The organism is Caulobacter sp. GW822-FHT07D08 (assembly GCF_058798735.1).
Map to the genome: position 1 here is coordinate 181,407 of NZ_JBXAKU010000008.1, position 26,594 is coordinate 208,000.

The following is a 26,594-nucleotide window of genomic DNA, read 5'->3' on the forward strand; positions in this document are numbered from 1 at the left end:
TTGCGAGACGCCCATGCCCCCCGCCCATCCTCTGATCGCCGCCGCGCTTGCGACCTGTGTTTTCAGCACCCCAGCCTTGGCCGCCGGTCCGATGGCGTTGAGCGCGGCGCAGGAGAAGGCCATGGGCATCGTTCTGGCCACCGCCAAGCCCGCGTTGGGCGCCCCCTTGGCCGCGCTTCCCGGCGCGATCACCCCTCCGCTCAACGACCGGCGGGTGGTCGCCGCCCCGTTCGCGGGAACGGTGACGCGGATCCACGTGCTCGAAGGCCAATCGGTCAAGGCCGGCGCGCCGCTGGTGACCCTGTTCAGCCGCGAGGCGCTGGCGGTGTCCTCCGAGCTCATCCAGAGCCAGGCTGAACTGCGTGTCGCCGAGGCCTCCGCAGGTCGCCTGCAGCAGTTGGCGCGTGAAGGCGTCATCGCCGGCGCTCGCGCCGAGGAAGCCCAGGCCCGCCTCGCCCAGGCTCGCGCCATGGTCAACGAGCGTCGCCGCCTGCTCTCCGGCGCCGGCGGGACGAGCGGCGAATATGTCCTGCGCGCCCCGATCGCCGGCCGCGTGGCGGCCGTTACCGCCCAGCCCGGCGGCGGCCTGGAGGCCATGGCGCCCGCCGTGACCCTGGACCGCGCCGATCGCCTCTGGGTCGAGGCGCGGGTGTCACCGGAGGTCGCGCGCAAGCTGAAGGTCGGCTATCGGGTCCGGGTCGGCGACATCGCTGGGCGCATCGTGGCCCTGGGCGCAAGCATAGACCCCAAGACCCGGTCGTTGCCCCTGCGCGCCGAACTCGACACCGCCACCGGGCTTGCGCCAGGCCAGACAGTCACGGTGACGGTTCTGAGCCCCGCCCCGACCGGCGCTCAAGCCATTCCCCGCAGCGCCCTGGCCCAGGACAGCGCCGGCGCACGCGTATTCGTCAAGACCGCCGCCGGATATGAAGCGCGGTCGGTGACCGTGGTGGGCGCGGCGGGCGCGGAAGCGGTCGTCACCGGGCTTCCCCCAGGCGCGCGCGTCGCGGCCTCGGGCGCCTCGCAGCTCAAGTCGGCGCTGGGCCACTAGGATGCGCAAGCTCATCGCCTTCGCGCTCTCGCAGCGCCTGCTGACCGCCGTGCTGGCCATCGCCCTGGTCGGTCTGGGCGCCAACGCGTTCCTGAAGCTGCCGGTCGACGCCTTCCCCGACATCTCGCCGACCCAGGTGAAGATCATTCTCAAGGCCCCAGGGATGACCCCTGAAGAGGTCGAGAGCCAGGTCATCACACCGCTGGAGATGGAGCTGCTGGGCATTCCGAGGCAGGCCATGCTGCGCTCGACGGCCAAGTACGCCATTGCGGACCTGACCATCGATTTCGCGCCAGGCACGGACGTCTATTGGGCTCGCCAGCAGACCGCCTAGCGGCTGTCAAACGCCCTTGGCGCTCTGCCGGACGGCGTCAGCGGCGGCCTGTCGCCGATCTCGACGCCCTTGTCCGACGTCTTCATGTTCACGATTGAAGGCGAAGGCCTGACGCTTGAGCAGAAGCGCACTCTGCTCGATTGGACCGTCCGCCCCGCCCTGCGCGGCCTGCCTGGCGTCGCCGATGTCAACGTGCTGGGCGGCCGGGCCAAGACCTTTGAGGTCTCGCCCGATCCCGCCGCCCTGGCCGCCTCGGGCCTGACCGCCCAGGCGATTATCGACGCCATCCCGGCTTCGAACCGCAACGACGGTTCGGGTCGTCTCAGCGAGGGCGAAGAGGCCCTGGTCGTGCGCGTGGCGGGCGCAATTACCAGTCTGAACGATCTGCGCGACACCGCGATCGCCTTGCCCAGCGGGGGCGTGGCCCGTCTCGGCGACCTGGCGCAGGTCAGCGAGGGCGCCCTGACACGCTATGGGGCGGTAACGGAGAACGGCCGCGAGGAAGCCGTCCAGGCGATCGTCATCGCCCTGCGGGGCGCCGACGCCAAGGCGGTCGTCCGATCGGTCGAAGCGCGGCTGAAGGAGCTTCAGCCGTCCCTGCCCAAGGGCGTGACGGTGAACCCATTCTATAATCGCTCCGACCTGATCCAGCGCGCGACGGGAACGGTCAACAAGGCCCTGGTGGAAGCCACCGTCTTGGTGGTCATTCTGCTGCTGCTGTTCCTGGGTGATCTGCGGGCCGCGACTGTTGTGGCGGTGACCCTGCCGCTGGCCGCGCTGACCACCTTCCTGCTGATGCGGACCTTTGGCCTGTCGGCGAACCTGATGAGCCTGGGCGGGCTGGCCATCGCCATCGGCATGCTGGTCGACGCCGCCGTCGTCGTGGTCGAGAACACCGTCGAGCGTCTGGACAACCCCAGCATCACCGGCTCGCGCCGGCTGCACGCGATCTATGAAGCCGTCGCCGAGGTCGCCGCGCCAGTCACGTCGGGCGTGCTGATCATCTGCCTGGTGTTCCTGCCCCTGCTCAGCCTGCAGGGCCTGGAAGGCAAGCTGTTCGCGCCGGTGGCTCTGACCATCGTCTTCGCCCTGGGCTCGTCGCTGCTGCTGTCGTTCACGGTGATCCCGGTCCTGGCCTCGCTGCTGCTGAAGGCTCATGCGCATCGAGAGTCCTGGATCATGCGCAGGATCGGACCGTTCTACGAACGTCAACTGGCCCGCGCCCTGGCCCGTCCCAAGCCGGTCTTTGCGGCGGCGGGCGGCGGCATGGTGCTGGCGGCGATCGCCTATGTGCTGATCGGCAAGAGCTTCATGCCGACCATGGACGAGGGCGCGATCCTGATGCAGCTGGCGAAGCTGCCCTCGATCAATCTCGACGCCAGCGCCAGACAGGACATGGCCGTGCAGCGCGCGATCCTGGCGCAAGTGCCGGAGGTGAAGCGGATCGTCGCGCGTGTCGGCTCCGACGAGCTTGGCCTTGACCCCATGGGCCTGAACGAGACCGACAGCTTCCTCGTGCTGGCCGATCGCAAAGACTGGCGCAGGAAGGACAAGGCCTGGCTGACCGAAGAGATCCGCAAGGTCGCGGCCCAGTTTCCTGGGGTGGAGGCCACCTTCACCCAACCCATCGAGATGCGGGTCTCGGAGATGCTGACTGGCAGCCGGGGGGACCTGGCCGTCAAGGTGTTCGGCCCGGATCTCCAGACGCTGGGCGATCTGGCCGGCCGTATCGAGGAGACCCTCAAGAAGACGCGGGGAGCCTCAGACGTCTACACCGTCGCCGGAGACAGCGTGACCTATCTGCAGCTGGACGTCGATCGGGCCGCCGCTGTGCGGGTCGGCCTGTCCGCTCAGGCTCTGCAGCAGGAACTGCGCGCCCAGCTGGAAGGCGCGCCGGCTGGCGTCGTCTTCGAACAGGGCAAGCGCACGCCGATCCTGGTCCGGGGGCCTCAGGCCCTTCGCGAGGATCCCGTCCTGTTCGAACAGGCTCAGATCGCCACGCCTGATGGCGGCGTCGTGCGCGCTGGCGACGTGGCGCGCGTGGAACGCCGGGAAGGTCCGGTCAAGATCGATCGGGAGAACGCTTCCCGCTTCGCCGTGATCCAGGCCTATGTCCAGGGGCGCGACCTGGTCGGCTTCGTCAAGGAAGCCCAGGCCAATGTCGCGCGCGATGTTCCGCTGCCGCCCGGCTATCGCATCGCGTGGGGCGGACAGTTCGAGAACCAGAAACGGGCCGCCGCGCGTCTCGGCGTGGTGGTGCCGATGGCGTTGGGCCTGATCTTCCTGGTCCTGTTCATCAGCCTGAAGTCCACCCGCCAGTCGCTGCTGATCCTGGCCAACATCCCGTTCGCGATGATCGGCGGTCTGGTGGCCCTGTGGATCTCGGGCGAGTACCTGTCGGTTCCGGCGTCGGTCGGACTGATCGCCCTGCTCGGCATCGCGGTGCTCAACGGCCTCGTCCTAGTCTCGCACTTCAATGAGCTGGTCCAGCGCGGCCGCGACGTGGCGACCGCTGTGACCGAGGGGGCGCGCCGCCGGCTGCGGCCCGTGCTTATGACCGCCAGCATCACGGCGCTGGGCCTTGTGCCACTACTGACCGCCACCGGCCCCGGCTCCGAGATCCAGCGGCCGCTCGCCATCGTCGTGGTCGGGGGTCTGGTGACCTCGACCCTGCTCACCCTGATCCTGCTGCCCATCCTCTATCGCCGCTTCGGCGTAGAGCCTGGGGCCTCAGTGCTGGAGGCTTCATCGTGAAGGCCATTCTTCTCGCCGCCGCGGCCGGGCTGGTCCTGGCCTCAGCCGCCACCGCCGCCGACACCGGCTGGACGCGCCCGGACTTCCTGCCGAGCGACGCGCTCATTCTGTCGGCGTTGGAGGGTTCGCCAGAGCTGGCGGAGGCCCGGGCCTTTCAGCGCGGCGCCGAGGCCGAACAGCGCGGCCTGGCCGCCGGCCCCTACGAGACAACGATCGGCCTCTCGAGCGACAGACGCCGGGTTCGGGGCGAAGGCGACTTCGCCGAATGGTCCTTGCAGGTCAGCCGGCCCCTGCGCTCGCCGGGGAAGCGTAACCTGGATCTTGCGGCGGGCGCGTCCGGCGCTCTAGCGGCGCGCGACAGCGTCGACGACGCGCGCCACCAAGCCTCCCTGCGCCTGGCCGGCCTCTGGATCGAATGGCTGGAAGCCGAGGCCCGCATCACGGTCGACCGTGACGAGATCGCCGTCGAGCAAAAAGAGGTCGCGGCGCTGCGGCGGCGGGTCGAACTCCGGGACGCCGCCTTGCTAGAGCTTGAACTGGCGCAAGCGGCCCTAGCCCGAGCCCATGCGACCCTGGCTGAAACCCAGGGACGCGCCGAGGCGGCGCGCTCGGCGCTCGACATGCTCTACCCAGGCCTGCCCCCAGCCCAGGCGCCGAGCTTGTCCGAGCCCGTGGCCCCAACCCGCGCTCTGGACGACTGGATCCCCGTAGTCGTCGCGCGCAGCCACGAGATCACCATCGCCAAGGCCCTCGCTGACCGCGACGGCGCGCTCGCCCGGCGAGCAAAACTCGACCAGCGCCCCGACCCAACCTTGGCGCTTCGCGTCTTCAATGAGCGGGGCGGCGCCGAAACGGGCGCAGGTTTCACCGTCAGTATCCCCTTCGGCGGCGGCGGACGATCGGCGACCGCTGAGCGTCAGGCCGCGTCGGCCTCCGCCGCGGAGGCGCGCTATCGCATGGTGGCGCGCAATGTCGAGGCCGAGGGACGCAACGACGTGGCCAAGGCCCGATCGGGGCTCACCGCCTGGGCGCGCAGCCGCGAAGCCGCCGCCGCCGCCGCTCAGGCCACTGATCGCGTGCAGCGCGCCTACGGGCTCGGCGAGCGGGACCTGACGGACCTGCTCGCGGCGCGTCGCCAGCTGTTTGACGCGCGCCGGACCGAGGTCTCGGCCCGCGCCGCCGCCCAGGGCGCGCTGCTGCGACTGGCGCTGGACGCCCATGAACTTTGGCTTTCGGAAGAGGAGGCGTCGCAATGATGGCCATGATCAGCTTCGCGCTCGCCCTGGCGCTTTCACAGACCGGACCGCGGCCCGACGTGGTGATCGGTGAGATCGGCAGCCGTGCGTTCGTTCTGAAGTCGGTTCACCTCGATCCACGTCCCGACAATCGCCCGGTGCTGCGCGGATGGATGTGCCGCCGAGCGGCTGGCGCATCTATCCGCCGTCTCGCCGTCGCGGCTGAAAACGCGTCAGGCGTGACGATTTGGAAGGGCGTCGTGGCGACGCCCAGCTTCGCCCCTGGCCGGACGCATGAATGCCGCGTTCTGAAGATCGACTTGCCGTCGGAGATCGCGCCTCAAGCCGTACGGTGGCGCCTGGAGCGCCCTTAACGGCGGACTACGACTTGCCGTCACCCGTTCTGCAAGAGACCGAACACGGTGTTCCCAGGGCGGCGCAACGATAGATGCAATACAAAAAACGGGTCATTGGCGACAAGCGACCGATTGTGTTGAAAAAGTCCGGTTGAGGCGGGGCCTGCGGCCTGATTCACTCCTGTTGTAGCAGGAGATCGCGGCCATGATGGGCGAGCGTCGGATCGAGCAGCCGGCCCTGTTCTACGAGTTCTCGCTCGATGGGCATGCGCCCCAGGATCACCTGCTGCGCGCCATCGATCGGTTCGTCGATCTGGACGGCGTGCGAGCGCATTTGGCGCCTTTCTACAGCGCGATCGGCCGGCCTTCGATCGCTCCCGGAGCTGATGATCCGGATGCTGCTGATCGGCTACTGCATGGGCGTGCGCCGGGAGGGAGGCTTGCAAGCGTCCCTAGCCCTGGGCCGCGCCCGCTATCCACCTCCCCTAGAGGGCGAGCTGATCCGTGTTGCGCATGGGCTTGCCCAGTGGCGCAGAGGCGCCGTACCACGGCCACCCGACTTCGCCTCACGGGGCGGCCAGGCTAGAAACAGGGGGCAAGCCTTGGGCCGGCGTATGTGGCGTCAGCCCTTTGGGGTTTACTCGTCGAAGGGCCCGTTGGCGATCACATCGACCCACGAGGGGGCTTTGTAGCCGGGAACCAGCCGCTCGCCGAAATCGCGGATGAAGGTGGCGCGGCGGCGGCCAGGATGTTGCGGCTCGAGGTTTCGAAGAACCGCATGGCCGTGGCGTCGTCGAAGGTCGGCGAATTGACGACATCGATGACGACCTGGGCGCCGACGAGCGCCTCCTCCAGTCCTTGGCCGGTGATGACGTCGACGCCAGTCCGCCGCGACGCGGCCGTCTTCGGAACCGGGGCGACCCACCTCAATGTCTATCTCAGCGACTATGCCGGCGCCAATCGAGCCAACGCCGTCGTCTGGTCGGTAGGCGACGAACTGGAGCTCATCGCGGCGGACCTGCGCGCCAAGGGGGGAGGCTCGAGGAATATCCCGAGGGCTTCGACAGGGTCGTTGAGGGCGTTCCGGTCGCCGGCGAACGTCGCAACGAGCCTCGATGAGAGAGCAGAGGCCTTGCTTCTCAGTCTGTGAGAGCAACGGGCAGGGCGAAAATCATGCGCTCACCCCTAAGCGCACCAAGGTCGGAAAAAGCAAACCTTTGCCCCGCGCTTCGCGAGACGATCGGCGCGTGGAAGCGCGCCCACGCGGCGTCAAACGCACGTTTGCTTACTATGTGCTTACTTGAGCGATTTCGATGATGTTCTCTTCGCGAGTGGTGGAGACCCAAAGCACTGATTTGCTTTGGGTCTCCATGGTGCCACGACAGGGACTCGAACCCTGGACCTCAGCCTTACCAAGGATGCGCTCTACCACTGAGCTACCGCGGCGAAGAGGAGGGGCGTATAGCGAGGTGAATCGCGAACGCCAAGCCCAAAATCGTCTTGACCGACGATCTTTGTCGCCGCACCCCCGACGCATGGCGATCAGCGACGACAAATCCACCCGCGAGGCCAGGCTGGCCGAGGCGCTCCGTACGAACCTTCGCAAGCGGAAAGCCGCCGCCCGTGGGCGTTTGGACGATTCCGCCCCTGCGATCACGGCGGCGGAGGCCGCGCCGAAGCCGTATAGCGTCGTTCGCAAACTGCTGGGGATAACTCATCGCGGCGGCGAGCGGGTCGAGCTGGCGATCGAGCTCTCCGCGCCGTTTCCGAATCCGGATGGTCAGGGTTGGGCGGTCGCGGTGCGGCTGACGGGCGACGGCGGACAGTTCGACACGGAGGTCGGCAAGGCCGCCTTCGGGCGCGATGGACTGGCGGCGACGCGTCAGGCGATCGAGCTGGCCCAGGTGGCTCTCGACCTCGCCAGCACGACCCATGAGCTGCGCTGGCCGGACGACGAGCGTCCCTACGATCTTTCGGCTCCAATTTAGAGGCGCAGCCCTTGCAAGCCCCCTTGCAACGGATAGAACCCGCCCCTCACATGTTGAACCGCGCGGCGACCCCCACCCCGCGCGTTCGAGGGACCTGAATGGATCGCATCGCCATCACCGGCGGCGCGCGGCTGAACGGATCGATCCCGGTCAGCGGCGCCAAGAACTCCGCCATCAAGCTGATGGCGGCCAGCCTGCTCACGGATGAGCCGCTGCGCCTGACGAACATGCCGCGCCTGGCGGATACGCGCTTCCTGGGCAAGCTGCTGTCGCGCCTGGGCGTCGAGGTGACCGAGCGCGACGGCGCCGACGGCCAGGAAACCGTGCTGCACGCGGCCGAGATCACCAGCGGTTTCGCGCCCTATGACCTGGTCCGCCAGATGCGCGCCTCGTTCAACGTGTTGGGCCCGCTGGTCGCCCGCTCGGGCCAGGCCAAGGTCTCGCTGCCTGGCGGCTGCACCATCGGCGCGCGTCCCGTGGATCTGCACCTGCAGGCGCTGGAGGCCCTGGGCGCCAAGATCGACCTGCACGAGGGTTATGTCTACGCTCAGGCCCCGCGCGGCCTGAAGGGCGCGGAGATCGTCTTCCCGATCGTCTCTGTGGGCGCCACCGAGCACGCCATGCTGGCCGCCGTGCTGGCCGACGGGATGACCGTGATCCAGAACGCCGCCTGCGAGCCGGAACTGGTCGACCTGCAGGAGTGCCTGAACGCCATGGGCGCCAAGGTCGAAGGCGCGGGCACGCCGACCATCACCATCACCGGCGTCGCCCGCCTGAAGGGCGCGACCCACGCGGTGATCCCCGACCGCATCGAAATGGGCACCTACGCCGTGGCCGCGGCCATGGCCGGCGGTGAAGTGCGCCTGACCAACGCCCGTCCCGGCCTGATCGACAGCCTGCTGGTCAAGTTGGAAGAGGCCGGCGCCGGCGTCGAGCACACCAACGACGGCTGCATCATCCGTCGCAACGGCCAGCGCCTGAACGCCGTCGACATCGAGACCGCGCCGTTCCCGGGCTTCGCCACCGACCTGCAGGCGCAGTTCATGGCCCTGATGACGACCGCGAAGGGCGAGAGCCGCATCCGCGAGACCATCTTCGAGAACCGCTTCATGCACGCCCCCGAGCTGATGCGCCTGGGCGCCGATATCTCGGTCTCGGGCGGCGAGGCCCGCGTGCGTGGCGTCGAGCAACTGGAAGGCGCCGAGGTGATGGCCACCGACCTGCGCGCCTCGGTCAGTCTGGTGATCGCCGGCCTGGTCGCGCGGGGCGAGACCACGGTCAGCCGCATCTATCACCTGGATCGGGGCTTCGAGCGCCTGGAAGAGAAGCTGGGCGCCTGCGGGGCCCAGGTCCGTCGCATCAAGGGCGACGGCGAGCCGGAGCTCTGAGGATGACCGAAACCGCAAAGCCGCTGCGCCTGCTGGCCCACGACGCCGACGATCTCGGCGTGCTGTCGGCCGCCCTGCAGGACGCGGTGGCCAAGATCGGCGACATCCGCTGGGACGCCCAGGGGCGCACCCTGACCATCGCCTGCAACCGCTTCCGCTGGGAGGCGGCCAAAGCCAAACGGGGCGAGCGCGTGCGTTCGGCTCTGCAGTTCGGTGACGTCACCGGCGTGCAGGGGCGCAACCTGCGTCGCGACGCCAGGGGCGCGGTGGTCGAGCTGCTGTCCATCGGCTTCACGCCGGGCGACGAAGCCCCGGCGGGTATCGTCACCCTGACCTTCGCGGGCGGCGGCGACCTGCGGGTCTGCGTGGACTGCCTGGACGTGGCCCTGGCCGATGTCTCGGATCCCTGGACCACGCCCCGGACGCCGGGGCACGCGGACTAGGTCTTCCTCGACCCAAGCTGCTGAATTAGGCGCCTGCTCAATCCCTGAGCGGCGCCTTTTTTCTGGTCTGTTGACGGGCAGGCGCTCCGCCCGGGATTCGTCCCACGCGGTAGTGATCGGTTGGCCCGTTCGCCTGCTGGGCGAGCAGTGTTAGGTTAACGCCATGCGCCCGACAGAGGCGTGCTCGTCAGGGAGGCCTTTGATGGCCAGAAGGACAGCCTATTCGACTGGGGAAACCCAGTCGGTTTTCTTCCGTGCATGTGACATCACCAAGCCCGAGCCGCCGGTGCTGCGCCATGGCGGTCCCTGCTTCGACTGGGGCCGCGCGACCCTGGTGGCGCTGTGCGTCGTGTTCTTCTCCGGACTGGCGACGCTGGCCTACGCCGCGTTGGGCTGATCGGCGGAACGGCGTTCGGTCGATTGCCTGGGACGGCCAAGCGGGCCTAAGCTTCGCCGCATGAGCACGCCAGGCAGCGACCTGTGGAACGAGGACCTGGCGCCAACCAGCCAAGCCCAACGCACCTGGCGCTGGCGGCACTTCGCGGCCCTGTGGCTGGGCATGGTGATCTGCGTGCCGGCCTACATGCTGGCCTCGGGCTTGATCGAGCAGGGCATGTCGGCCGGGCAGGCGGTGCTGACCGTGCTGCTGGGCAACCTGATCGTGCTGGTCCCGATGCTGCTGATCGGCCATGCCGGCGCGCGCTGGGGCGTGCCCTATGCGGTGCTGGCGCGGGCGTCGTTCGGCTGGAAGGGCGCGCGGGTCCCGGCCGTGGCGCGGGCCGTCGTCGCCTGCGGCTGGTACGGCATCCAGACCTGGATCGGGGGCGGCGCGCTGCTGACCCTGCTGGGCGTCATCGTCGGCCGGAAACTCGAGGGCGCGCCACTGCCGCTACTGGGCGTCGGCGCCGGACAGCTTTTGGCCTTCTTCGCCTTCTGGGCCCTCCAGCTGCTGTTCGTCACCAAGGGTCTGACCGCGGTGCGCAAGCTGGAGACCTGGACCGCGCCGATCAAGGTACTGATCTGCGGCCTATTGGTCTGGTGGGCGGTCAGCAAGGCCGGCGGCCTGGGGCCGATCTTCCACCAGCCCTCGGCCTTCGTCGAAGGCGGGGCCAAGGCCGGCCAGTTCTGGAGCGTCTTCGCGCCCGCCCTGACGGCCATGGTCGGTTTCTGGGCGACGCTGGCCCTGAACATTCCCGATTTTACGCGGTTCGCCCGGACGCAAGGCGACCAGATCATCGGCCAGGCCCTGGGTCTGCCCGCGCCGATGGGCCTGCTGGCCCTGGTCAGCGTGGTGACGACCTCGGCCACCGTCCTGGTGTTCGGCAAGGCGGTCTGGGACCCGGTGCAACTGGCCGGCGATATCGGCGGGATCGCGGTGGTCGTGGGCCTGCTGATCATCAGCCTGGACACCGTCTGCTGCAACATCGCCGCCAATCTTGTCGGACCGGCCTATGATTTCTCGGCTCTCTGGCCCAGCCGGATCAGCTATCGCACCGGCGGCTGGATCACGGCCGGCATCGGCGTGCTGATCATGCCCTGGAAGCTGCTGGAGACCACCCAGGGCTACATCTTCACCTGGTTGGTCGGCTATGGCGCGCTGCTGGGGCCGATCGCCGGAATCCTGATCGTCGACTACTGGATCGTGCGGAAGGCGGAACTGGCGGTGGATGACCTCTATGTCCGCGACGGCGCCTATGCCTACCGAGGCGGCTGGAACCCGGCGGCGATCGTCGCCCTGGTCCTGGGCGTGCTGCCGAACCTGCCGGGCTTCCTGGCGGCCGCGGCGCCGCATCTGTTCGGCGGCGTCGGGGCGTTCTGGACCGGACTCTACACCTACGCCTGGTTCGTGGGTCTGGCGATCGCGGCGGCGGCGTATGGGGTGATGATGCGCGGCAGGGCGGTTTAGGCTCCATCGCCGCCCTCCTCATCGCGAGGGAATACCAGGCTGAAAGGCCTTGCCTCCCGACGCAAAAGCCGCATTTAGACCCCATGCGCCGCTTCTCCTTCGCCGACCCCAGCTTCCCGGCCGCCTTCAAGGCCTTTCTCGACGAGCGTCGCGGCTCGCCGGCCGATGTCGACGCCGCCGTCGCCGAGGTGCTGGAGGCCGTGCGCACCAAGGGGCTCGAGGCGCTGCTCGACTACGCCCGCAAGTTCGACAAGGTCGATCTGACCGCCGAGACGATCCGCGTCACGGCCGAGGAGATCGAGCAGGGCGCGGCCGACACCCCCGCCCACGTTCGCGAGGCCATCGCCTTCGCCGCCGCCCGCATCCGCGCCTATCACAGCCGCCAGCGTCCGGCCGACCAGGCCTGGACCGACGAGGCCGGCGTCGAGCTGGGCTGGCGCTGGACGGCGCTGGAGGCCGTGGGCGTCTATGTTCCCGGCGGTCGCGCGGCCTATCCCTCGACCGTGCTGATGAACGCCGTGCCGGCCCAGGTGGCCGGCGTCGACCGCATCGCCATGGTCACCCCGCCCGGCAAGCTTCAGCCTGCGGTGCTCGCAGCAGCCAAGGAGGCTGGCGTCACCGAGATCTGGCGCGTGGGCGGCGCCCAGGCCGTCGCCGCGCTCGCCTATGGCGCCGGTCCCATCCAGCCGGTCGACAAGATCGTCGGCCCGGGCAACGCCTATGTCACCGCCGCCAAGCGTCGCTTGTACGGCGTGGTCGGCATCGACGCCCTGGCCGGCCCGTCCGAGATCGTCGTGGTGGCGGACAACCAGAACAATCCCGACTGGATCGCCGCCGACCTGCTGAGCCAGGCCGAGCACGACCCGGCCGCCCAGTCGATCCTGATCACTGACGACGAGGCCTTCGCCGCCAAGGTGGAGGAAGCGGTCGCCGCCCGCCTGAAGACCCTGGCCACCGGCGAGGACGCCGCCGCGTCCTGGCGCGACCACGGCGCGGTGATCATCGCCCCGCTGGACGAGAGCCCGGCCCTGGTCGACGCCATCGCCCCCGAGCACGTCGAGTTCGCGATGGACCATCCCGAGCGGCTGTCCGACCGCGTCCGCCACGCCGGCGCGATCTTCCTGGGCCGCGTCACGCCGGAGGCCATCGGCGACTATGTGGCCGGCTCCAACCACGTGCTGCCGACCAGCCGCGCGGCGCGGTTCCAGTCGGGCCTGTCGATCTACGACTTCATCAAGCGCACCTCGATCGTGAAGTGCGATTCGGCCTCGTTCGGCATATTGGGTCCCCACACCGTGGCGCTGGCCAAGGCCGAGGGACTGCCGGCCCACGCCTTGTCGGCGTCCATACGGTTGCCTTCGGGCGACTGACGCGCGAACGTCCGCGACAGATGAGCACCGCCGACTCCGCCAGCCACAAGATCAAGTCGATCGAGATCGACGAGGACAGCCTCGCGGCCGCCTCGCGCGACCAGGAACAGGAACGCCAGGTCGCGATCTTCGACCTGCTGGACGACAACTATTTCGAGCCCGCCGAGGCGTCGGGCGGGCCGTACGACATCAAGCTGTCGCTGATCGAGAACCGCCTGGCCTTCGACATCGTCGGCCAGGGCCCTGAAGGGGCGCGCTACGCCAAGCGGCATCTGCTGTCCCTGTCGCCCTTCCGAGGGGTGATCAAGGACTACTTCATGATCTGCGACAGCTACTATTCGGCGATCCGCGGCTCGACGCCGCAGCAGATCGAGGCCTTGGACATGGGCCGGCGCGGCCTGCACAACGAGGGCTCGAACCTGCTGCGCGAGCGCCTGGAAGGCAAGGTCAAGACCGACCTCGACACCGCCCGGCGCCTGTTCACCCTGATCTGCGCGCTGCACTGGCGGGGTTAGGGCGCGTTCCGTGAAAGTGGATCCGGTTTCGCGATGAGAACGCGCCCCAGCTTTAAGTTGGTAAAGCCTCCTTATCCCGATCGGACGAAGTCCGCTCGGGGGAGGCTTTAGCGTGGGCGAGCTACCCGACGCCGTCCTCTTCACCTGCAACTACAACCGCGTGCGATCGCCGATGGCCGAGGGGCTGTTCAAGCGATTCTACGGCACGCGGGCCTTCGTCGATTCCTGCGGGCTGAAGCCGGATCCGGCGGGGGAGGGGGTCGACCCCTTCGTCGTGGTGGTGATGGACGAACTGGGCCTGGACGTCTCGGGCCACAAGCCCAAGACCTTCGCCGAACTGGAGGACGACAGCTTCGACGTCGTCGTTTCCCTGACGCCGGAAGCCCAGCACCGGGCCGTCGAACTGTCGCGTGATCGCGCGGTCGAGATCGAATACTGGCCCACCCACGATCCGACGTTAACGGACGGTTCGCGCGAAGCCCGGCTGGAAGCCTATCGCCTGGTCCGGGACGCCCTGGCCGAGCAAATTAAACGACGTTTCGGGGCGCCATCGACGTTTGGGGGGTGAATGCGTTATAGAGGCGCCTCGCCGCGAAGGGTCGCGTGCTGACTCACTCGTCAGCGCGCCCTCGTGGCTATTCGATTCGCTCCATTTGAGAGGCCTGATGGCTAAGGAAGAACTGCTCGAGTTTCCCGGTACGGTCAGCGAACTGCTGCCGAACGCCACCTTCCGGGTGACGCTTGAGAACGCGCACGAGATCATCGCCCACACCGCCGGCAAGATGCGCAAGAACCGCATCCGCGTGCTGGCCGGCGACAAGGTCCTGGTCGAGATGACCCCCTACGACCTGACCAAGGGCCGTATCACCTACCGCTTCAAGTAGGACGCCCGTGGCTCCCGAGATGGCCGCCCGGCCATCGCTGGTCCTGGCCAGCGCGAGCCCGCGGCGCCTCGACCTGCTGGCCCAGGTCGGCGTTACGCCCGACCGGGTCGATCCCGCCGACATCGACGAAAGTCCGCTGCGCGACGAGACTCCGCGCCGCCACGCTCTGCGCCTGGCGTCGGAGAAGGCGCGCGTGGTCGCCGCGCGCGCGCCGGGCGACTTCGTCCTGGCCGCCGACACGGTGGTGGCCGTTGGCCGACGCATCCTGCCCAAGGCCGAAACCGAGGCCGACGTCCTCTATTGCCTCAAGCTGCTGTCCGGTCGGAACCACAAGGTGCTGACTGGCGTGGCCCTGATCGCGCCGGACGGCCGCATGGGCTCGCGCCTGGTCGAGACCAAGGTCGGCTTCAAGCGCCTGACCGACGCCGAGCGCGACGCCTATGTCGCCAGCGGCCAGTGGCGAGGCAAGGCGGGCGGCTATGGTGTCCAGGGCCTGGCCGGCGGCTTCATCACCGAGCTGCAGGGCTCATATCCCAGCGTCGTCGGCTTGCCGCTGTACGAGACCCTGAACCTGCTGGAAGGCCTGGGGTATCGCCCCAAAGGCGAGCCGGCATGAGCGAGCGCAGAGCTTATCTTCACAAGGGCGTCGGCGAGACCATCGGGGTGGTGACGCTGGAGGGCCGCCCCGAGCGCCTGTTTGTCGCCTGGCCCACCGACGACCCGCTGGACGCCGAGGGCGTGCGAGGCGTGGCCCGTATCAAGTCGATCGAGAAAGCCTTCAACGCGGCCTTCGTGGCCCTGCCGGGCGGACAGGACGTGATCCTGCCGCTGCGGCCCGACATGCCCAGGCTGGTCGAGGGCGGGCTCGTCGAGATCGAGATCAAGACCGCCTCTCGCGCCGACAAGGCGGCCGTGGCCCGCTTCGTCGCCGAAGGCGAGGGCGAGCCGCGGGTGCTGGAGGCCGCGCCGTCGGTCGAGGAGCGCCTGCGACACGCCGTGAAGGCCGGGTCGCCCACGACGGGTGACAAGGCTCTCCTCGCCGTCGAGGAGGCCGAGGCCGACGCCTTGACCACCGTCTTCGCTCTGCCAGGGGGCGGCGACATCGCCGTGGAGCCCACGCGAGCCCTGACGGCGATCGACGTCGACCTGGGTGGTCGCGAATCCGCCGATTCGAAGCGCGCCGCGCGCCAGGCCAACATGGCCGCGCTCGCCGTCGCGGCCCGCGTGCTGCGGTTGAAGGGGCTGGGCGGCATCGTCGTCTTCGATCTCGTCGGCCGTGGCCATGACGGTCAGGCCCTGACCACGGCCGCTCGCAACGCCTTCTCTCCGGATAACCCCGGTGTGGGAATCGGGGCGATCAGCAAGTTCGGCACGCTGGAGATGATCGTCCCGCGCCGCGCGCCGCCGATTCTCGACCGCCTGCTGACCCCGAATGGGGCCGCGAATCCCCGCTACGTGGCTCGTCGCCTGGCGCGAGCGTTGGAGCGCGAGGGGAGGGCGGACCCCGGGGGGCGGCTGACGGGTCGTTGCGCGCCCGCCGTGGTCGAAGCCTTCATGGACGAGTTGGACGCCGGCGTCGCCGAGCGCCTGGGTCGCCGTTTCGTCATCGAATCCCGATCGGACTGGCCGGTCGACCGTCTTGAGGTGTACGCCACATGAGCACGGGGTGCCCTACTTGCGGCAAGCCGGTCGATCCGGCTTTCCGTCCCTTCTGTTCCAAGCGTTGCGCGGACGTCGACCTTCAGCGCTGGCTAAGCGACCGTTACGTCGTCCCGGGCGGCGACGACGACGAGGAAAATCCTCTGTCCGAAGACATCCACAGAGAATGAAAAAGGGCGCTGGACATCCCATCCGGCCTCACTTATAGACCCGGCTCCTCGCTGCAGAGCGAGGTCGCCGAGGCGGTTTAGACCGCCGAACGCTAGATGCCTGGGTAGCTCAGTTGGTAGAGCAGCGGATTGAAAATCCGCGTGTCACTGGTTCGATTCCGGTCCCAGGCACCACTTCCCTTCGGAAGCCAGACTCCTTCTCAGACCGCCTGGATCCGGGTCGGTCGTCTTGTCGTTTTTCCGTCATGATGGCGGTTGACCCTCCCGCGAGACGCACCACCTGCTGAGAGGGCAGGCGCCTTTCTTCATCGACCGGCGTTTTATTGCTATGCTGCGGTGCAGCATGGTTTTTCTCGTTGTCAGGGAAAAACCGCCCCTTTTTCCGGAAAACCCTTTTGTGCGCTGCGGTGAGGCCGGGGGGGAAGGGCCGCCGGCGATGCATTTGTGCCCAAATGATCCCCTTGACGGTGCGAAAAGGGGTTGCCAAAGGACCACAGCCGCAATTCTAACATTGCGGTAAGACCGGAGCCCCAAAAGGGCGTCGGTTGCCCGCGCTTCGAAACGATCCTTCTGGAGGCCTTGGTCCTCGTGAGGGGCGTAACGGGTCGAGCGCAGCGAAGCGGGTCCGCCAGGTTGGAAGAGAAATCGACCGCCAGGTGGGCTATTCAGAGTTAGGGTGGAGACGCTCTCGCGCGACGACCCTCGGTCCAAACGTGCTAGACCAATCAGGAACTGGCGACAGATGCTCGACATTAAACGGAAGACCCCCCTCATCGCTCTCGTCGGCGCCATGGCGCTGATGGCGAGCGCCCCGGCTTTTGCCCAGGACGCCTCGGCTCCCGCCGCCGCCTCCTCCACGCAAGCCGCTCCCGCCGACGCCGCCGCTCCGGCCGCGACCCCGGCTCCGGAAGCTCCGCCGGCCGACACCGCCGAAGCTGAAGGCGAAAAGAAGGGCGGCCACTCGCTGACGCCCGTCGGCATGTTCCTCGCCGCTGGCGCCGTCGTTAAGGTCGTCATGATCGGCCTGCTGCTGGCCTCGGTCTTCTCGTGGGTGCTGCTGCTCACCAAGATTTTCGAGTTCGCTGGCCTGAACAAGCAATCGGACAAGTTCCTGGAAGCCTTCCGCGGCGCTCGCTCGATCGCCGACATCGCGCGCATCAGCTCGTCGGAAGAATTCGAAGGCAACCCGATGGCCGACATGGCCGCCGCCGCCTCGCAGGAAGTTGAACTGTCGCGTCAAGCCGGTCTCGCCGTCGCTGGCGAACACCGTGACTCGACGCTGGCTCGCGCCACCTACGCCATCAACGCGGTGCAAGCCTCGCTGGCCAAGCGCCTGTCGGGCGGCATGGTGTTCCTGGCCTCGGTCGGTTCGGCCGGTCCGTTCATCGGTCTGTTCGGTACGGTGTACGGCATCATGACGTCGTTCATCGGCATCGCGAACACCAACACGACCAACCTCGCCGTCGTGGCGCCGGGTATCGCTGAAGCGCTGCTCGCCACCGGTATCGGTCTGTTCGCCGCTATCCCGGCCGTTATCTTCTACAACTACTTCCAGACCCGCATCTCGGGTTACGGCACCCGCTCGGAAGGTTTCGTTGCTGAACTGATGAACGCCATCTCGCGTCAGCTCGACAAGGGGGCGTAACACCCATGGCCGCCAAACTTTCAGGCGGTGGGGGCGACAGGTTCAACGTCGAACAGAACAGCGACATCAATGTCACGCCCTTCGTGGACGTCATGCTGGTGCTCCTGATCATCTTCATGGTGGCCGCTCCGCTGGCCTCCGTGTCGGTCGAAGTGAACCTGCCGCCGGCGGTGGCGAAAGCATCTCCAAACCCGCCGAAGCCGGTTTACATCTCGATCAAACAGTCGGGGCAGATCTTCATTGGGGATTTCCCGACCACCGTGGACGAGATGGGACAGGACATCGCCAAGAACATTGGCCGACGTGATCCGTCCAAGGAGCGCATCTTCATCCGGGCCGACGAAAAGGTTCGCTACGGGGCTTTCATGGAGGTGATGAACACCCTCCAGGATAACGGCTTCTACAGCGTGGCTCTCGTTGGCCGGGATGATAGCTAAGGTAGGGGTGCTGCATGGCTGAACAAAATACGCCCGAGCATCGCCACTACGATCCGCTCACCTCGGACGGCCCGCGTCGCAAGAAGGGTATGGGGCCGTTCGGCGTCGCCCTGATCGTGGTCTGCGGTCTGCACGGATTGCTCTTCGCCTACCTGGCGAAGCAGAAGTTCGAAGCGGTGTTCCAGGAGTACTCGGACGAAGCCGTGGATGTGGAGTTGCCTCCGCCGCCGCCGCCGCCTCCGCCGCCTCCTCCGCCGCCGCCGCCGACCAACGAACCGCCGCCGCCTCCGGCAGTGGTCCAGCCGCGTCCCCCAGTGGCTCCGCCGCCGGACGTGACGCCGCCGCCGCCGCTGCCGATCCCGCCCGTTGAAAAACGGGTCGAGACCACGGCTCCGCCGGTGATCTCGGCGGTCCCGCCCGTGCCGACGGCTCCGCCGGCCCGCGCGTCGGTGATCACCCGTCCGGACTGGGCCCGCAAGCCCTCCGGCGATGACATGGCCCGGTACTACCCGGACCGTGCTCAACGGATGGAAGTCAGCGGTCGTGCGACGATCTCGTGCACCGTGACGGCTCGCGGTACGCTGGAAGGCTGCTCGATCGTCTCGGAATCGCCCGCCGACATGGGCTTTGGTGATGCAGCTATCAAGCTGTCGCGCCTGTTCCGGATGAAGCCGAAGACCCTCGACGGCGCGCCCGTCGACGGTGGCCAGGTGACCGTCCCGCTGGTGTTCCAAGTCCCGCAATAGGGCCTGGACGCGAGCGACACACAAAAGAAGCGCCCCGGAGTTTCGGCTCCGGGGCGTTTTTTTGCGCCAAATGAGATCGAGCGCGTTTCTTTGGAACGGCTCAAGAATGAACGAGCGCTTTCTTGTGAAAAGAGCGTGTTTCGGCGCTTGATCCGAGGAGCCTGTCCGACTAAAGACACTCCCTCGCGATGCGCCGCCTTAGCTCAGTTGGTTAGAGCGCTGGTTTGTGGAACCAGAGGTCCTCAGTTCAAGCCTGAGAGGCGGTACCATCGCAGACATGAAAGCCCGGGCTTGGTCCCGGGCTTTTTGCTTATCTATCCCCTGCGCAGAAAGGCCCGACGGGCCCCGCCTCCAAAATGTCATGGGGATGGGATCGAAACGGTCATGCTTCGCGTTCAGATCGCTAAGGGGGACTGGCGTATGGTCTTGGGCTTCCCGACGAGCCCCCTGGGGTGGACCCCTGGACGGCGCGCTTCGCCGTTGCGCGTCGTCGCGGCGGTGTGCGCGCTTTGCGCCCTGGCCAGCGTGGCCCAGGCCGGCGATCACCGCCCCGTCGCCCATGCCGAAGGCCGCAATCCGACCTACGCCATAAAGGCCGGCTATCTCTACAAGCTCACCGCGTTCGTCGGGTGGCCCGCCGCCGCCTTTGAGGGGCCCGCCAGCCCGTTCCGCCTGTGCGTCGCTGGGCGCGACCCGTTCGGGGGGATGGTCGATCACGCCGTGCGGGGCGCGCGGGTCGGCGAGCATCCGGTCGTGGTCGTCCGTATGCCGGCCGTGGCCAAGAGCACGCCCTGCCACATGCTGTTCCTGGCCGCCGCCCACACCCAGACCCCGCGGGAGATGCTGGCCATGATCGCCGGACGGCCGCTGCTGACGGTCGCCGACGAGGGCCTCGACGCGCCCGGCGCGATGGTCCAGTTCGTCACGGTCGACAGCCGCATCCGCTTCGCGATCCGCGCGGACGCCGCCCAGGCCGCCGGCCTGACCGTCAGCTCCAAGCTGCTGGCGCTGGCCGCCCAGCCCAGGGAGACCGGCCGATGACGTCGTCTTCCGGACGGCTGGCCTGGCGCCCCGTCCTGACCGTCTCCATGGCGATCGGGCTGGCGATCGCCATCGTCGCGGCCGCGTTCGCCCTGGCCGCCTACAACGAGCACCTGGGCCAGCAGGAGCGCTTCCGCCAGGCCGAGGTGCAACTGCGGATCCTGGCCGGCAGCATGGCCGCGCCCCTGGCCTTCGACGACCGCTCTGCGGCGCGCGAATATGTCGGGGCCCAGAGCTCCAACCCCGATGTCGAGGCGGTCGCCGCCTACGACATGCAGGGGCAATTGGCCGCCAGCTACGTCCGGGCCGGGGCGCCGCCTCCGCCGGCCCGCAACGTCCTAGGGCCGCCGCGCAACGACGGCGCGCGTCTGATCCTGACCTCGCGGGTCACCGAGGGCGAGACCGTGCTGGGTTCGGTCTATCTCCGCACGGTGCTGGAATCGCCTGGCCGCCGCGCCATGCGCTATGCGGGCTTCGCGTTGCTGATCGTCATGGCCGCCTTGCTGATCGGCGTGCTGGGCGCGGCCAACGCCCGCGAGGCCGAGGCCTATCGTCGCCTGAGCCGCGAGACGCGCGAACGCCAGAAGGCCGAGGAGGCCCTGCGCCAGTCGCAGAAGATGGAGGCCATGGGCCAGCTGACCGGCGGCGTGGCCCACGACTTCAACAACCTGCTGATGGTGGCCTCCAGCGGCATGGATCTGCTGGAGCGGACCACCGATCCGACCCGGCGCGAGCGTCTGCGCGCCGGCATCCGCCAGGCCATCGATCGCGGCGCAAGCCTGACTCAGCAACTGCTGGCCTTCTCGCGCCGCGCGCCGCTGAAACCCGAGGTTGTCGACATCGAAAAGCGCCTGAACGGCATGCACACCTTGCTGGACCGCTCCCTGCGCGAGGACGTGACGGTCGAGATCCGGCTGGCTCCGGACCTGTGGCGGGTCGAGGTCGACGCCTCGCAGCTGGAGGTGGCCGTGCTGAACATCGCCATCAACGCCCGCGACGCCATGCCCGACGGCGGCGTGATCACCATCGAGGGCCGCAACGAGCCATCCGGCAAACCTGACGGCCAGGGCGACATGGTGCGGCTGTCGATCCGCGACACCGGGGTCGGCGTGGCGCCCGAGGTGCTGAGCCGCCTGTTCGAGCCGTTCTTCACCACCAAGCCGGTCGGCAAGGGCACCGGCCTTGGCCTGTCGCAGGTCTATGGCTTCGCACGCTCGTCGGGCGGTGAGGCGGGGATCGAGAGCGTCCTGGGCGAGGGGACGACGATCTGGATGCGTATCCCGCGCTGTACCAAGGCCATGGCTCAGGAGACCGCGCCGGCCCTGCTGCGCAAGGCCGGTCCTCAGGCGCGACGCATCCTGATGGTCGAGGACGACGACAGCGTCGCCCAGCTGGTGGAGGAGATGCTGCGCGAGCTGGGCTACGAGGTCGTGCGGAACAGCGACGCCCTGTCGGCCCTGGAGACCCTGCGGCAGGACGTCGCCTTCGACCTGGTGTTCAGCGACATGGTCATGCCGGGCGATATCGGCGGGCTGGACCTGGCGCGCGACATTTCACGGCTGCGGCCCGATTTGCCCGTGGTCCTGACGACGGGCTACAGCGCCGCGGCGGCCGCCGCCGCCAACGAGGGTCGGCGGGTGCTGATCAAGCCCTATCGGATCGAGCGACTGGCCACGGAGCTGGACGCGGTGTTCTCGGGCGTCAGCGGGCGAGCCAGGGCTTAGGAGCCGTTCCGGCAATGTCCCAGGGGCGCCGTCCGGGTCGCTATCATGCGGTCGAATGTCGGCCGCCTGACACTATCCAGGCCCCGAAAACGCTTCTCGATTAAGAGTTTACCGCAGAGGGAACGCGAGCCGAGGCATGCGAGTTGGTTGGCGGTCGGGAGACATCCAAGGGAGACTTTCATGGCCGCCGCCGCCAAGACCACCGCCAAGTCCGCCAAGCCGCGCCGCACGCGCCGCACCGCTCGCCGCGATCCGCTGGCGATCAGCCTGCTGAAGAAGGACCACCGCGAGGTGGAAGGGATGTTCGACGAGTACGAACAACTGGAGAAGGACGCCGAGAAGCTGGCCCTGTTCAGCAAGATCGCCCTGGCCTTGAAGGTCCACACCCAGATCGAGGAAGAAATCCTCTATCCGGAGGAACGTGGCGAGGTGGACGATGACATGCTGGACGAGGCCTATGTCGAGCACGACGGGGCCAAGAAGCTGATCGCCGAGATCGAGGCCATGAAGCCCAGCGACGACTACTACGACGCCAAGGTCAAGGTGTTGAGCGAGTACATCAAGCACCACGTCAAGGAGGAGGAGCAGCCCGGGGGGCTGTTCTCGCAAGCCAAGAAGGGTGACGAGGATCTCGACGCCATGGGCGAACGCCTGAAGGCTCGCAAGGAAGAGCTGATGGCGCAGTATAGCGGTAAGGCCGTCAACTAAACGCCAGTTCTCGCCCCGGCGAACGCCCGGTCGAATGACCGGGCGTTTTGCCAAGTCCGCCGCGCCAGCCTTGGCCCCGCCGAGGATCCTCCACGAACGCCGTACAGGCCCGCGCCTTGGCGTTCGCGTCCGGCTTGCTCAGCGCGGCCGCGGCGCCCCGCATGGGCGTCCTGCGACGGCGCGTCGGCCGGAAGCGACTTTCTCGAACACCATCACCCGCTCGCGGCGCCAGGCCACGCAGGCGTCGGGTGCTTGGCGTCCGAGAGGATGGCGAGCTTGCGCCCGACATCGAGAACGGCCATGCGTGGCACGCTATTGTTCTCTATTTGTTCCGTAAAGTTTTCACGCGCGACAAGCGTATGGGTGCAATGTCGCGCGTGAAGGAAAGCGTCGAGAGGCGGACACTTTGCGGCGTCCGCCTCTCGCTGATGGATTAGCCGTTGACGGCGTCCTTCAGTTGCTTGGCCGGCGTGAAGGCGACCTTCTTGCTGGCGGCGATCTCGATGGTCGCGCCCGTGGCCGGGTTGCGGCCGGTGCGGGCCGGCTTGGCCTGGACCTTGAACTTGCCGAAGCCCGGGATCGAGACTTCTTCACCCTTCACGGAGGCGTCGGAGATCGCCTTGAAGACGCCATCGATGATGGCCTTGGCTTGGGTCTTGGTCAGCTTGTCGTCGGCGGCGACAGCGGCGTCGACCAGGTCGGAAACGTTCGTCATCTCTAAGCTCATTCCTGTGAATCAGGGAAATGTGAGCCTGACGAGACCGATCGCGTTTGTCACCCATTAGGGAAGGTTAAAAAGCCGATTCATGGGGGCAAAACGCCCATGGGACGGGGTTTTTTTCAGAATCGTCGTCTCCGGAACGGTCAAGTTTGGGGCAAAAGGCTTAATGATGGTCCCGCAAGTAGACCATGCAGCGCTTCACGCAGTCGGTGATTCTGCACGGGAAATGGGGCGGACCCCCGCCTAGGCGCGACCTTCGTCCTTCTCCCGTGAGCATCGGGCTTTGTCGAAACGGTATTTCTATTTGCCAACTCCGGACGCTGTCCGGCGCTCCGCGCCCCTTTCCATCCCTTCAGCGGCCAGATCGCGTGAAGCGGCGGAGCCGTATCCGCCACACCGATCGACAAGACCGGAACGCAGCCGACCTCCAATCATTTCTCCTGCAGGCACAGGAGAGACAGCCATGACCGACATCGACAACGGCTACGACGAGCAGGACGGCGCCGAGGCCATGGACGACGACGTGATCGGCAAGGATGGCGAGTTCCGCACCTTCGAGGAGCTGCCCGACGTGCTGGACGTCACCCAGGCCGAGGGTGACGAGGATGACGACGACGCCCTGACGGCTGAGGACCTCGACGACGATCAGATCGTCGACCTTGAGCAGGAGGCCGACGCCGGCGATGGCGTCGACGAGGACGACGACGTGCGCCCGCAAGTCTTCGACGGCGAATAAGCGATGGCCGCGCCGAAGCTGGCCGCCTACCAGGCCAAACGCGACTTCAAGCTCACGGCCGAGCCTTCTGGCGAAGCCAAGGTCGCGGCTTCGGCTCGGGCTCGGTTCGTCATCCAGAAGCACGACGCCACCCGGCTGCACTACGACCTGAGGTTGGAGCATGAGGGCGTCTTTCTCTCGTGGGCCGTGACCCGTGGGCCGTCGCGCGATCCGCACGACAAGCGCCTGGCCGTCCATGTCGAGGACCATCCGCTGGCCTATGGCGACTTCGAGGGCACGATCCCCGAAGGCCAGTACGGCGGCGGCACGGTGATGCTGTGGGATCGCGGCTGGTGGGCGCCCGAGCCGGGCTTCGACCTGGAGAAGGGGCTCAAGAAGGGCGAGATCAAGCTGGTCTTCGCCGGCGAACGGATGAAGGGCGGCTGGGTCCTGGTCCGGATCAACAACGACAAGTTCGCCAAGGAGAAATCCGGGGGCGGCAAGCGCGAGAACTGGCTGCTGATCAAGCACCGCGACGCGTTCGCTATCGAGGGCGACCTCGACTTCCTGGAGGATACGTCCTTCTCGATCGCCTCGGGCCGGACGATGGAAGACATCGCGGCCGGCAAGGGTAAGGCGCCGACGCCGTTCATGACCAAGGCCGGTCCGACGCCGGACGCGGTCTGGAGCAGCACGAACTCGCCCGAGGCCAGCGCCGAGAAAGCCGCCGAGGACGCTGGCGCGCCGAAGGGCAGGGCCCAGACCAAGCCGGCCGCCAAGGCGGTCAAGACGGCGACGCCCGAGGCGGCCATGCCGGACTTCATCCCACCGCAGCTGTGCAAACTGGTCGACCGCCCGCCCACCGGCGAAGGCTGGGTGCACGAGATCAAGTTCGACGGCTACCGGATGCAGCTGCGTATAGACGGCGGCGAGGCGAGCTTGCGCACCCGGACGGGCCTCGACTGGAGCCAGCGCTTCCCGCGACTGATCAAGGCCGCCACGGGCCTGCCCGACGCCCTGATCGACGGCGAGGTCGTGGCCCTGGACCAGGCCGGTTCGCCCAGCTTCGCGGGGCTGCAGGCGGCGCTGTCGGAGGAGAAGACCGACGACCTGATCTTCTTCGCCTTCGACCTCCTGCACGCCGACGGACAGGACTTGACCGACCTGCCATTGTCCGACCGCAAGGCCCGGCTGAAGATCTTGCTGCCCGCTGATGGTGAGCGCATCCGCTATGTCGAGCACTTCGCCAGCGGCGGCGAGGCGGTGCTGCGGTCGGCCTGCCGGATGTCGCTGGAGGGCGTGGTCTCCAAGAAGCTCGATGCGCCCTATCGCTCCGGCAAGGGCGCGACCTGGACCAAGGCCAAGTGCCGGGCCGGCCACGAGGTGGTGATCGGCGGGTGGACCACGACCGGCGACGCGTTCCGCTCGCTGATCGTCGGCATCTACAATGACGAGGGGGAACTGGCCCATGTCGGCCGGGTCGGCACGGGCTTCGGCCGCGACAAGGTGGCCAAGCTGCTGCCGGCCCTGAAGAAGCTGGCGCGGAAGACCTCGCCCTTCGGCGGCAAGGGCGCGCCACGGGGCGGGGCGGACATTCACTGGGTGGAGCCGGAGCTGGTCGCCGAGATAGAGTTCGCTGGCTTCACGGGAGACGGCTCGGTGCGACAGGCGTCGTTCAAGGGATTGCGCGAGGACAAACCGGCGAGGGCGGTCGAGGCCGAAGCGCCCGCGCCGGTCGAAGACGTCGCGCTGGCCCAGCCCGCGGCCGCCGGTCCCGCGCGCAAGGGCGGCAAGGCCTCGGTGCTAGGCGTGGCGATCTCCAATCCCGATAAGCCGCTGTGGCCGGACGCCGGCGATGGGACGCCCGGGACCAAGCTGGATCTGGCCGAATATTTCGAGGCCGTCGGTCCTTCGATGCTGGAGCACGTCAAGGGGCGACCCTGTTCGGTGATCCGTATGCCCGATGGCATCGGCCACGAGACCTTTTTCCAGCGCCATTCGGGCAAGGGCGTCTCGGCCCTGATCGACGAGGTCACGGTCAGCGGCGACCGCAAGCCGTACCTGGTCTTCAACACCGTCGAGAGCCTGGTCGCCGCCGCCCAGTGGGGCGCGACCGAGCTGCATCCCTGGAACTGCCGGGAGGGCGCGCCGGAGGTCCCGGGGCGCCTGGTGTTCGACCTCGACCCGGCCCCGGACGTCTCTTTCGACGTCGTGGTCGAAGGGGCGCGCGAGATCCGCGACCGGCTGGAAGCCCTGGGCCTGGTCCCGTTCTGCAAGACCACCGGCGGCAAGGGCCTGCACGTGGTCACGCCGCTGAAGGGAACAAAGGTGGACTGGGGCGCCGCCAAGGCCTTCGCCCGCGAGGTCTGCGCCCGGATGGCCGCCGATAGCCCGGATCAGTACCTGATCTCGATGGCCAAGAAGGATCGGGGCGGGAAGATCTTCCTCGACTACCTGCGCAACGACCGGATGAGCACGGCGGTGGCGCCGCTGTCGCCGCGTGGCCGACCAGGGGCGCCGGTGTCGTGGCCCGTGGCGTGGACGCAGGTGAGGAAGGGGCTGGATCCGACGCGGTTCAATATCCGCACCGTGCCGGGAATGGTGAAAGATCTCGACGCCTGGGACGCCTATGCGGAGAGCGAGCGGGACCTGGAGCCAGCGATCAAGAAGCTGGGGAAGGGGTGAGCTAGACCAACACCGATCTTCCCGGCGAAGGCCGGGATCCAGATCCATCCAGAGCCTTTGCGGTGTTCGCGCCTTACGCCGGCGCCAGGGTCTCGGTCGCCCTGGGTTCGATCTGGGCC

Annotated in this window: 25 protein-coding genes, 3 tRNA genes and 2 pseudogenes; 28 read left to right on the top strand and 2 right to left on the bottom strand. The window is 67.9% G+C overall.

Translation table 11 applies throughout. The features are described 5' to 3' along the window. Positions 1-13: 13 nt before the first annotated feature. The 6 genes and pseudogenes from AC1RJ9_RS16550 to AC1RJ9_RS16575 all read left to right on the top strand — a co-directional run bounded on the left by AC1RJ9_RS16550 (position 14) and on the right by AC1RJ9_RS16575 (position 6,880). Entirely contained in the window at positions 14-1,051 is a 1,038-nt protein-coding gene (locus AC1RJ9_RS16550) for an efflux RND transporter periplasmic adaptor subunit (protein WP_492837994.1), read from the top strand. 1 nt (position 1,052) lies between these two features. Next, positions 1,053-4,139, top strand: a pseudogene (locus AC1RJ9_RS16555) (efflux RND transporter permease subunit). Next, positions 4,136-5,395: a TolC family protein gene (locus AC1RJ9_RS16560; RefSeq protein WP_492837996.1), complete on the top strand. Its 1,260-nt coding sequence runs from the start codon at positions 4,136-4,138 to the stop codon at positions 5,393-5,395. The pseudogene AC1RJ9_RS16555 and the gene AC1RJ9_RS16560 overlap by 4 nt, the downstream one beginning before the upstream one ends. Continuing rightward, positions 5,392-5,748, top strand: coding sequence for a hypothetical protein (locus AC1RJ9_RS16565; RefSeq protein ID WP_492837997.1), 357 nt, complete (start codon positions 5,392-5,394; stop codon positions 5,746-5,748). The genes AC1RJ9_RS16560 and AC1RJ9_RS16565 overlap by 4 nt, the downstream gene beginning before the upstream one ends. 187 nt (positions 5,749-5,935) lie before the next feature. After that, a pseudogene (locus AC1RJ9_RS16570) lies at positions 5,936-6,200 on the top strand (transposase); the annotation flags it as partial. A 146-nt stretch (positions 6,201-6,346) separates the two neighbouring features. Further along, positions 6,347-6,880 carry a hypothetical protein gene (locus AC1RJ9_RS16575; RefSeq protein WP_492838085.1) on the top strand — a complete coding sequence of 178 codons (534 nt, stop codon included), beginning with the start codon at positions 6,347-6,349 and terminating at the stop codon, positions 6,878-6,880. 221 nt (positions 6,881-7,101) lie between these two features. On the opposite strand, the gene AC1RJ9_RS16580 is transcribed toward AC1RJ9_RS16575, so the two are convergent. Next, positions 7,102-7,176: transfer RNA gene (locus AC1RJ9_RS16580), tRNA-Thr, on the bottom strand. Positions 7,177-7,265: 89 nt separating this feature from the next. Here AC1RJ9_RS16580 and AC1RJ9_RS16585 point away from each other — a divergent pair. From AC1RJ9_RS16585 to AC1RJ9_RS16680, 20 genes are all read left to right on the top strand, one after another. Next, positions 7,266-7,718, top strand: coding sequence for a hypothetical protein (locus AC1RJ9_RS16585; protein WP_492837998.1), 453 nt, complete (start codon positions 7,266-7,268; stop codon positions 7,716-7,718). Between the two features lie 98 nt (positions 7,719-7,816). Beyond that, positions 7,817-9,106, top strand: coding sequence for a UDP-N-acetylglucosamine 1-carboxyvinyltransferase (gene murA / locus AC1RJ9_RS16590; RefSeq protein WP_492837999.1), 1,290 nt, complete (start codon positions 7,817-7,819; stop codon positions 9,104-9,106). Positions 9,107-9,108: 2 nt separating this feature from the next. Beyond that, a complete protein-coding gene (locus AC1RJ9_RS16595; protein ID WP_492838000.1) occupies positions 9,109-9,549 on the top strand; it encodes a DUF2948 family protein in 441 nt (146 codons plus the stop codon). 202 nt (positions 9,550-9,751) lie between these two features. Continuing rightward, the gene (locus tag AC1RJ9_RS16600; protein WP_492838001.1) at positions 9,752-9,946 is read left to right on the top strand and encodes a hypothetical protein; all 195 of its coding nucleotides are present in this window, start codon (positions 9,752-9,754) and stop codon (positions 9,944-9,946) included. Positions 9,947-10,006: 60 nt separating this feature from the next. Further along, positions 10,007-11,455: an NCS1 family nucleobase:cation symporter-1 gene (locus AC1RJ9_RS16605; protein ID WP_492838002.1), complete on the top strand. Its 1,449-nt coding sequence runs from the start codon at positions 10,007-10,009 to the stop codon at positions 11,453-11,455. 83 nt (positions 11,456-11,538) lie between these two features. After that, positions 11,539-12,825: a histidinol dehydrogenase gene (gene hisD, locus AC1RJ9_RS16610; RefSeq protein ID WP_492838003.1), complete on the top strand. Its 1,287-nt coding sequence runs from the start codon at positions 11,539-11,541 to the stop codon at positions 12,823-12,825. Between the two features lie 20 nt (positions 12,826-12,845). After that, entirely contained in the window at positions 12,846-13,340 is a 495-nt protein-coding gene (locus AC1RJ9_RS16615; RefSeq protein WP_492838004.1) for a UPF0262 family protein, read from the top strand. Positions 13,341-13,452: 112 nt separating this feature from the next. Then, the gene (locus AC1RJ9_RS16620) at positions 13,453-13,908 is read left to right on the top strand and encodes an arsenate reductase ArsC (protein ID WP_492838005.1); all 456 of its coding nucleotides are present in this window, start codon (positions 13,453-13,455) and stop codon (positions 13,906-13,908) included. A gap of 97 nt (positions 13,909-14,005) precedes the next feature. After that, positions 14,006-14,224: a translation initiation factor IF-1 gene (infA, locus tag AC1RJ9_RS16625; RefSeq protein ID WP_035044427.1), complete on the top strand. Its 219-nt coding sequence runs from the start codon at positions 14,006-14,008 to the stop codon at positions 14,222-14,224. Between the two features lie 19 nt (positions 14,225-14,243). After that, complete coding sequence (locus tag AC1RJ9_RS16630) at positions 14,244-14,840, top strand: Maf family nucleotide pyrophosphatase (RefSeq protein WP_492838083.1); 597 nt, start codon at positions 14,244-14,246, stop codon at positions 14,838-14,840. Beyond that, entirely contained in the window at positions 14,837-15,883 is a 1,047-nt protein-coding gene (locus AC1RJ9_RS16635) for a ribonuclease E/G (protein WP_492838006.1), read from the top strand. The genes AC1RJ9_RS16630 and AC1RJ9_RS16635 overlap by 4 nt, the downstream gene beginning before the upstream one ends. Then, complete coding sequence (locus tag AC1RJ9_RS16640; RefSeq protein ID WP_492838007.1) at positions 15,880-16,053, top strand: DNA gyrase inhibitor YacG; 174 nt, start codon at positions 15,880-15,882, stop codon at positions 16,051-16,053. Before AC1RJ9_RS16635 ends, AC1RJ9_RS16640 begins: the two co-directional genes overlap by 4 nt. Before the next feature lie 98 nt (positions 16,054-16,151). Next, positions 16,152-16,227: transfer RNA gene (locus AC1RJ9_RS16645), tRNA-Phe, on the top strand. A 568-nt stretch (positions 16,228-16,795) separates the two neighbouring features. Then, positions 16,796-17,698, top strand: a complete 903-nt coding sequence (locus AC1RJ9_RS16650) for a MotA/TolQ/ExbB proton channel family protein (protein WP_492838008.1) — start codon at positions 16,796-16,798, stop codon at positions 17,696-17,698. Positions 17,699-17,703: 5 nt separating this feature from the next. Further along, on the top strand, positions 17,704-18,135 hold the full coding sequence (locus AC1RJ9_RS16655) for a biopolymer transporter ExbD (protein ID WP_125158817.1): 432 nt from the start codon (positions 17,704-17,706) through the stop codon (positions 18,133-18,135). Between the two features lie 14 nt (positions 18,136-18,149). Further along, entirely contained in the window at positions 18,150-18,881 is a 732-nt protein-coding gene (locus AC1RJ9_RS16660; RefSeq protein WP_125158816.1) for an energy transducer TonB, read from the top strand. A gap of 192 nt (positions 18,882-19,073) precedes the next feature. Next, a tRNA-His gene (locus tag AC1RJ9_RS16665) sits at positions 19,074-19,150 on the top strand. 211 nt (positions 19,151-19,361) lie between these two features. Continuing rightward, complete coding sequence (locus AC1RJ9_RS16670) at positions 19,362-19,922, top strand: TOL_0243 family YfiR-like periplasmic protein (RefSeq protein WP_492838009.1); 561 nt, start codon at positions 19,362-19,364, stop codon at positions 19,920-19,922. Then, positions 19,919-21,646 carry an ATP-binding protein gene (locus AC1RJ9_RS16675; RefSeq protein WP_492838010.1) on the top strand — a complete coding sequence of 576 codons (1,728 nt, stop codon included), beginning with the start codon at positions 19,919-19,921 and terminating at the stop codon, positions 21,644-21,646. Before AC1RJ9_RS16670 ends, AC1RJ9_RS16675 begins: the two co-directional genes overlap by 4 nt. 180 nt (positions 21,647-21,826) lie before the next feature. Next, positions 21,827-22,354: a hemerythrin domain-containing protein gene (locus tag AC1RJ9_RS16680; RefSeq protein ID WP_492838011.1), complete on the top strand. Its 528-nt coding sequence runs from the start codon at positions 21,827-21,829 to the stop codon at positions 22,352-22,354. A 433-nt stretch (positions 22,355-22,787) separates the two neighbouring features. Here AC1RJ9_RS16680 and AC1RJ9_RS16685 read toward each other — a convergent pair whose 3' ends face one another. Continuing rightward, complete coding sequence (locus AC1RJ9_RS16685; RefSeq protein WP_477070256.1) at positions 22,788-23,069, bottom strand: HU family DNA-binding protein; 282 nt, start codon at positions 23,067-23,069, stop codon at positions 22,788-22,790. A gap of 469 nt (positions 23,070-23,538) precedes the next feature. Between AC1RJ9_RS16685 and AC1RJ9_RS16690 the strand changes: the two genes are divergently transcribed. Both AC1RJ9_RS16690 and ligD read left to right on the top strand, forming a co-directional pair. Beyond that, positions 23,539-23,811, top strand: a complete 273-nt coding sequence (locus tag AC1RJ9_RS16690; protein ID WP_492838012.1) for a hypothetical protein — start codon at positions 23,539-23,541, stop codon at positions 23,809-23,811. Between the two features lie 3 nt (positions 23,812-23,814). Then, positions 23,815-26,475 carry a DNA ligase D gene (gene ligD / locus AC1RJ9_RS16695; RefSeq protein ID WP_492838013.1) on the top strand — a complete coding sequence of 887 codons (2,661 nt, stop codon included), beginning with the start codon at positions 23,815-23,817 and terminating at the stop codon, positions 26,473-26,475. Positions 26,476-26,594: the final 119 nt, after the last annotated feature.

Bases quoted from the DNA above. Each gene is read 5' to 3' on its own strand.
- AC1RJ9_RS16680 (WP_492838011.1), top strand. From the start codon at position 21,827: ATGGCCGCCGCCGCCAAGACCACCGCCAAGTCCGCCAAGCCGCGCCGC.
- AC1RJ9_RS16640 (WP_492838007.1), top strand. From the start codon at position 15,880: ATGAGCACGGGGTGCCCTACTTGCGGCAAGCCGGTCGATCCGGCTTTC.
- AC1RJ9_RS16550 (WP_492837994.1), top strand. From the start codon at position 14: ATGCCCCCCGCCCATCCTCTGATCGCCGCCGCGCTTGCGACCTGTGTT.
- AC1RJ9_RS16615 (WP_492838004.1), top strand. From the start codon at position 12,846: ATGAGCACCGCCGACTCCGCCAGCCACAAGATCAAGTCGATCGAGATC.
- AC1RJ9_RS16605 (WP_492838002.1), top strand. From the start codon at position 10,007: ATGAGCACGCCAGGCAGCGACCTGTGGAACGAGGACCTGGCGCCAACC.
- hisD (WP_492838003.1), top strand. From the start codon at position 11,539: ATGCGCCGCTTCTCCTTCGCCGACCCCAGCTTCCCGGCCGCCTTCAAG.
- AC1RJ9_RS16690 (WP_492838012.1), top strand. From the start codon at position 23,539: ATGACCGACATCGACAACGGCTACGACGAGCAGGACGGCGCCGAGGCC.
- AC1RJ9_RS16585 (WP_492837998.1), top strand. From the start codon at position 7,266: ATGGCGATCAGCGACGACAAATCCACCCGCGAGGCCAGGCTGGCCGAG.
- ligD (WP_492838013.1), top strand. From the start codon at position 23,815: ATGGCCGCGCCGAAGCTGGCCGCCTACCAGGCCAAACGCGACTTCAAG.
- AC1RJ9_RS16595 (WP_492838000.1), top strand. From the start codon at position 9,109: ATGACCGAAACCGCAAAGCCGCTGCGCCTGCTGGCCCACGACGCCGAC.
- AC1RJ9_RS16660 (WP_125158816.1), top strand. From the start codon at position 18,150: ATGGCTGAACAAAATACGCCCGAGCATCGCCACTACGATCCGCTCACC.
- AC1RJ9_RS16630 (WP_492838083.1), top strand. From the start codon at position 14,244: ATGGCCGCCCGGCCATCGCTGGTCCTGGCCAGCGCGAGCCCGCGGCGC.
- AC1RJ9_RS16675 (WP_492838010.1), top strand. From the start codon at position 19,919: ATGACGTCGTCTTCCGGACGGCTGGCCTGGCGCCCCGTCCTGACCGTC.
- AC1RJ9_RS16635 (WP_492838006.1), top strand. From the start codon at position 14,837: ATGAGCGAGCGCAGAGCTTATCTTCACAAGGGCGTCGGCGAGACCATC.
- AC1RJ9_RS16650 (WP_492838008.1), top strand. From the start codon at position 16,796: ATGCTCGACATTAAACGGAAGACCCCCCTCATCGCTCTCGTCGGCGCC.
- AC1RJ9_RS16600 (WP_492838001.1), top strand. From the start codon at position 9,752: ATGGCCAGAAGGACAGCCTATTCGACTGGGGAAACCCAGTCGGTTTTC.
- AC1RJ9_RS16565 (WP_492837997.1), top strand. From the start codon at position 5,392: ATGATGGCCATGATCAGCTTCGCGCTCGCCCTGGCGCTTTCACAGACC.
- AC1RJ9_RS16655 (WP_125158817.1), top strand. From the start codon at position 17,704: ATGGCCGCCAAACTTTCAGGCGGTGGGGGCGACAGGTTCAACGTCGAA.
- infA (WP_035044427.1), top strand. From the start codon at position 14,006: ATGGCTAAGGAAGAACTGCTCGAGTTTCCCGGTACGGTCAGCGAACTG.
- murA (WP_492837999.1), top strand. From the start codon at position 7,817: ATGGATCGCATCGCCATCACCGGCGGCGCGCGGCTGAACGGATCGATC.
- AC1RJ9_RS16685 (WP_477070256.1), bottom strand. From the start codon at position 23,069: ATGACGAACGTTTCCGACCTGGTCGACGCCGCTGTCGCCGCCGACGAC.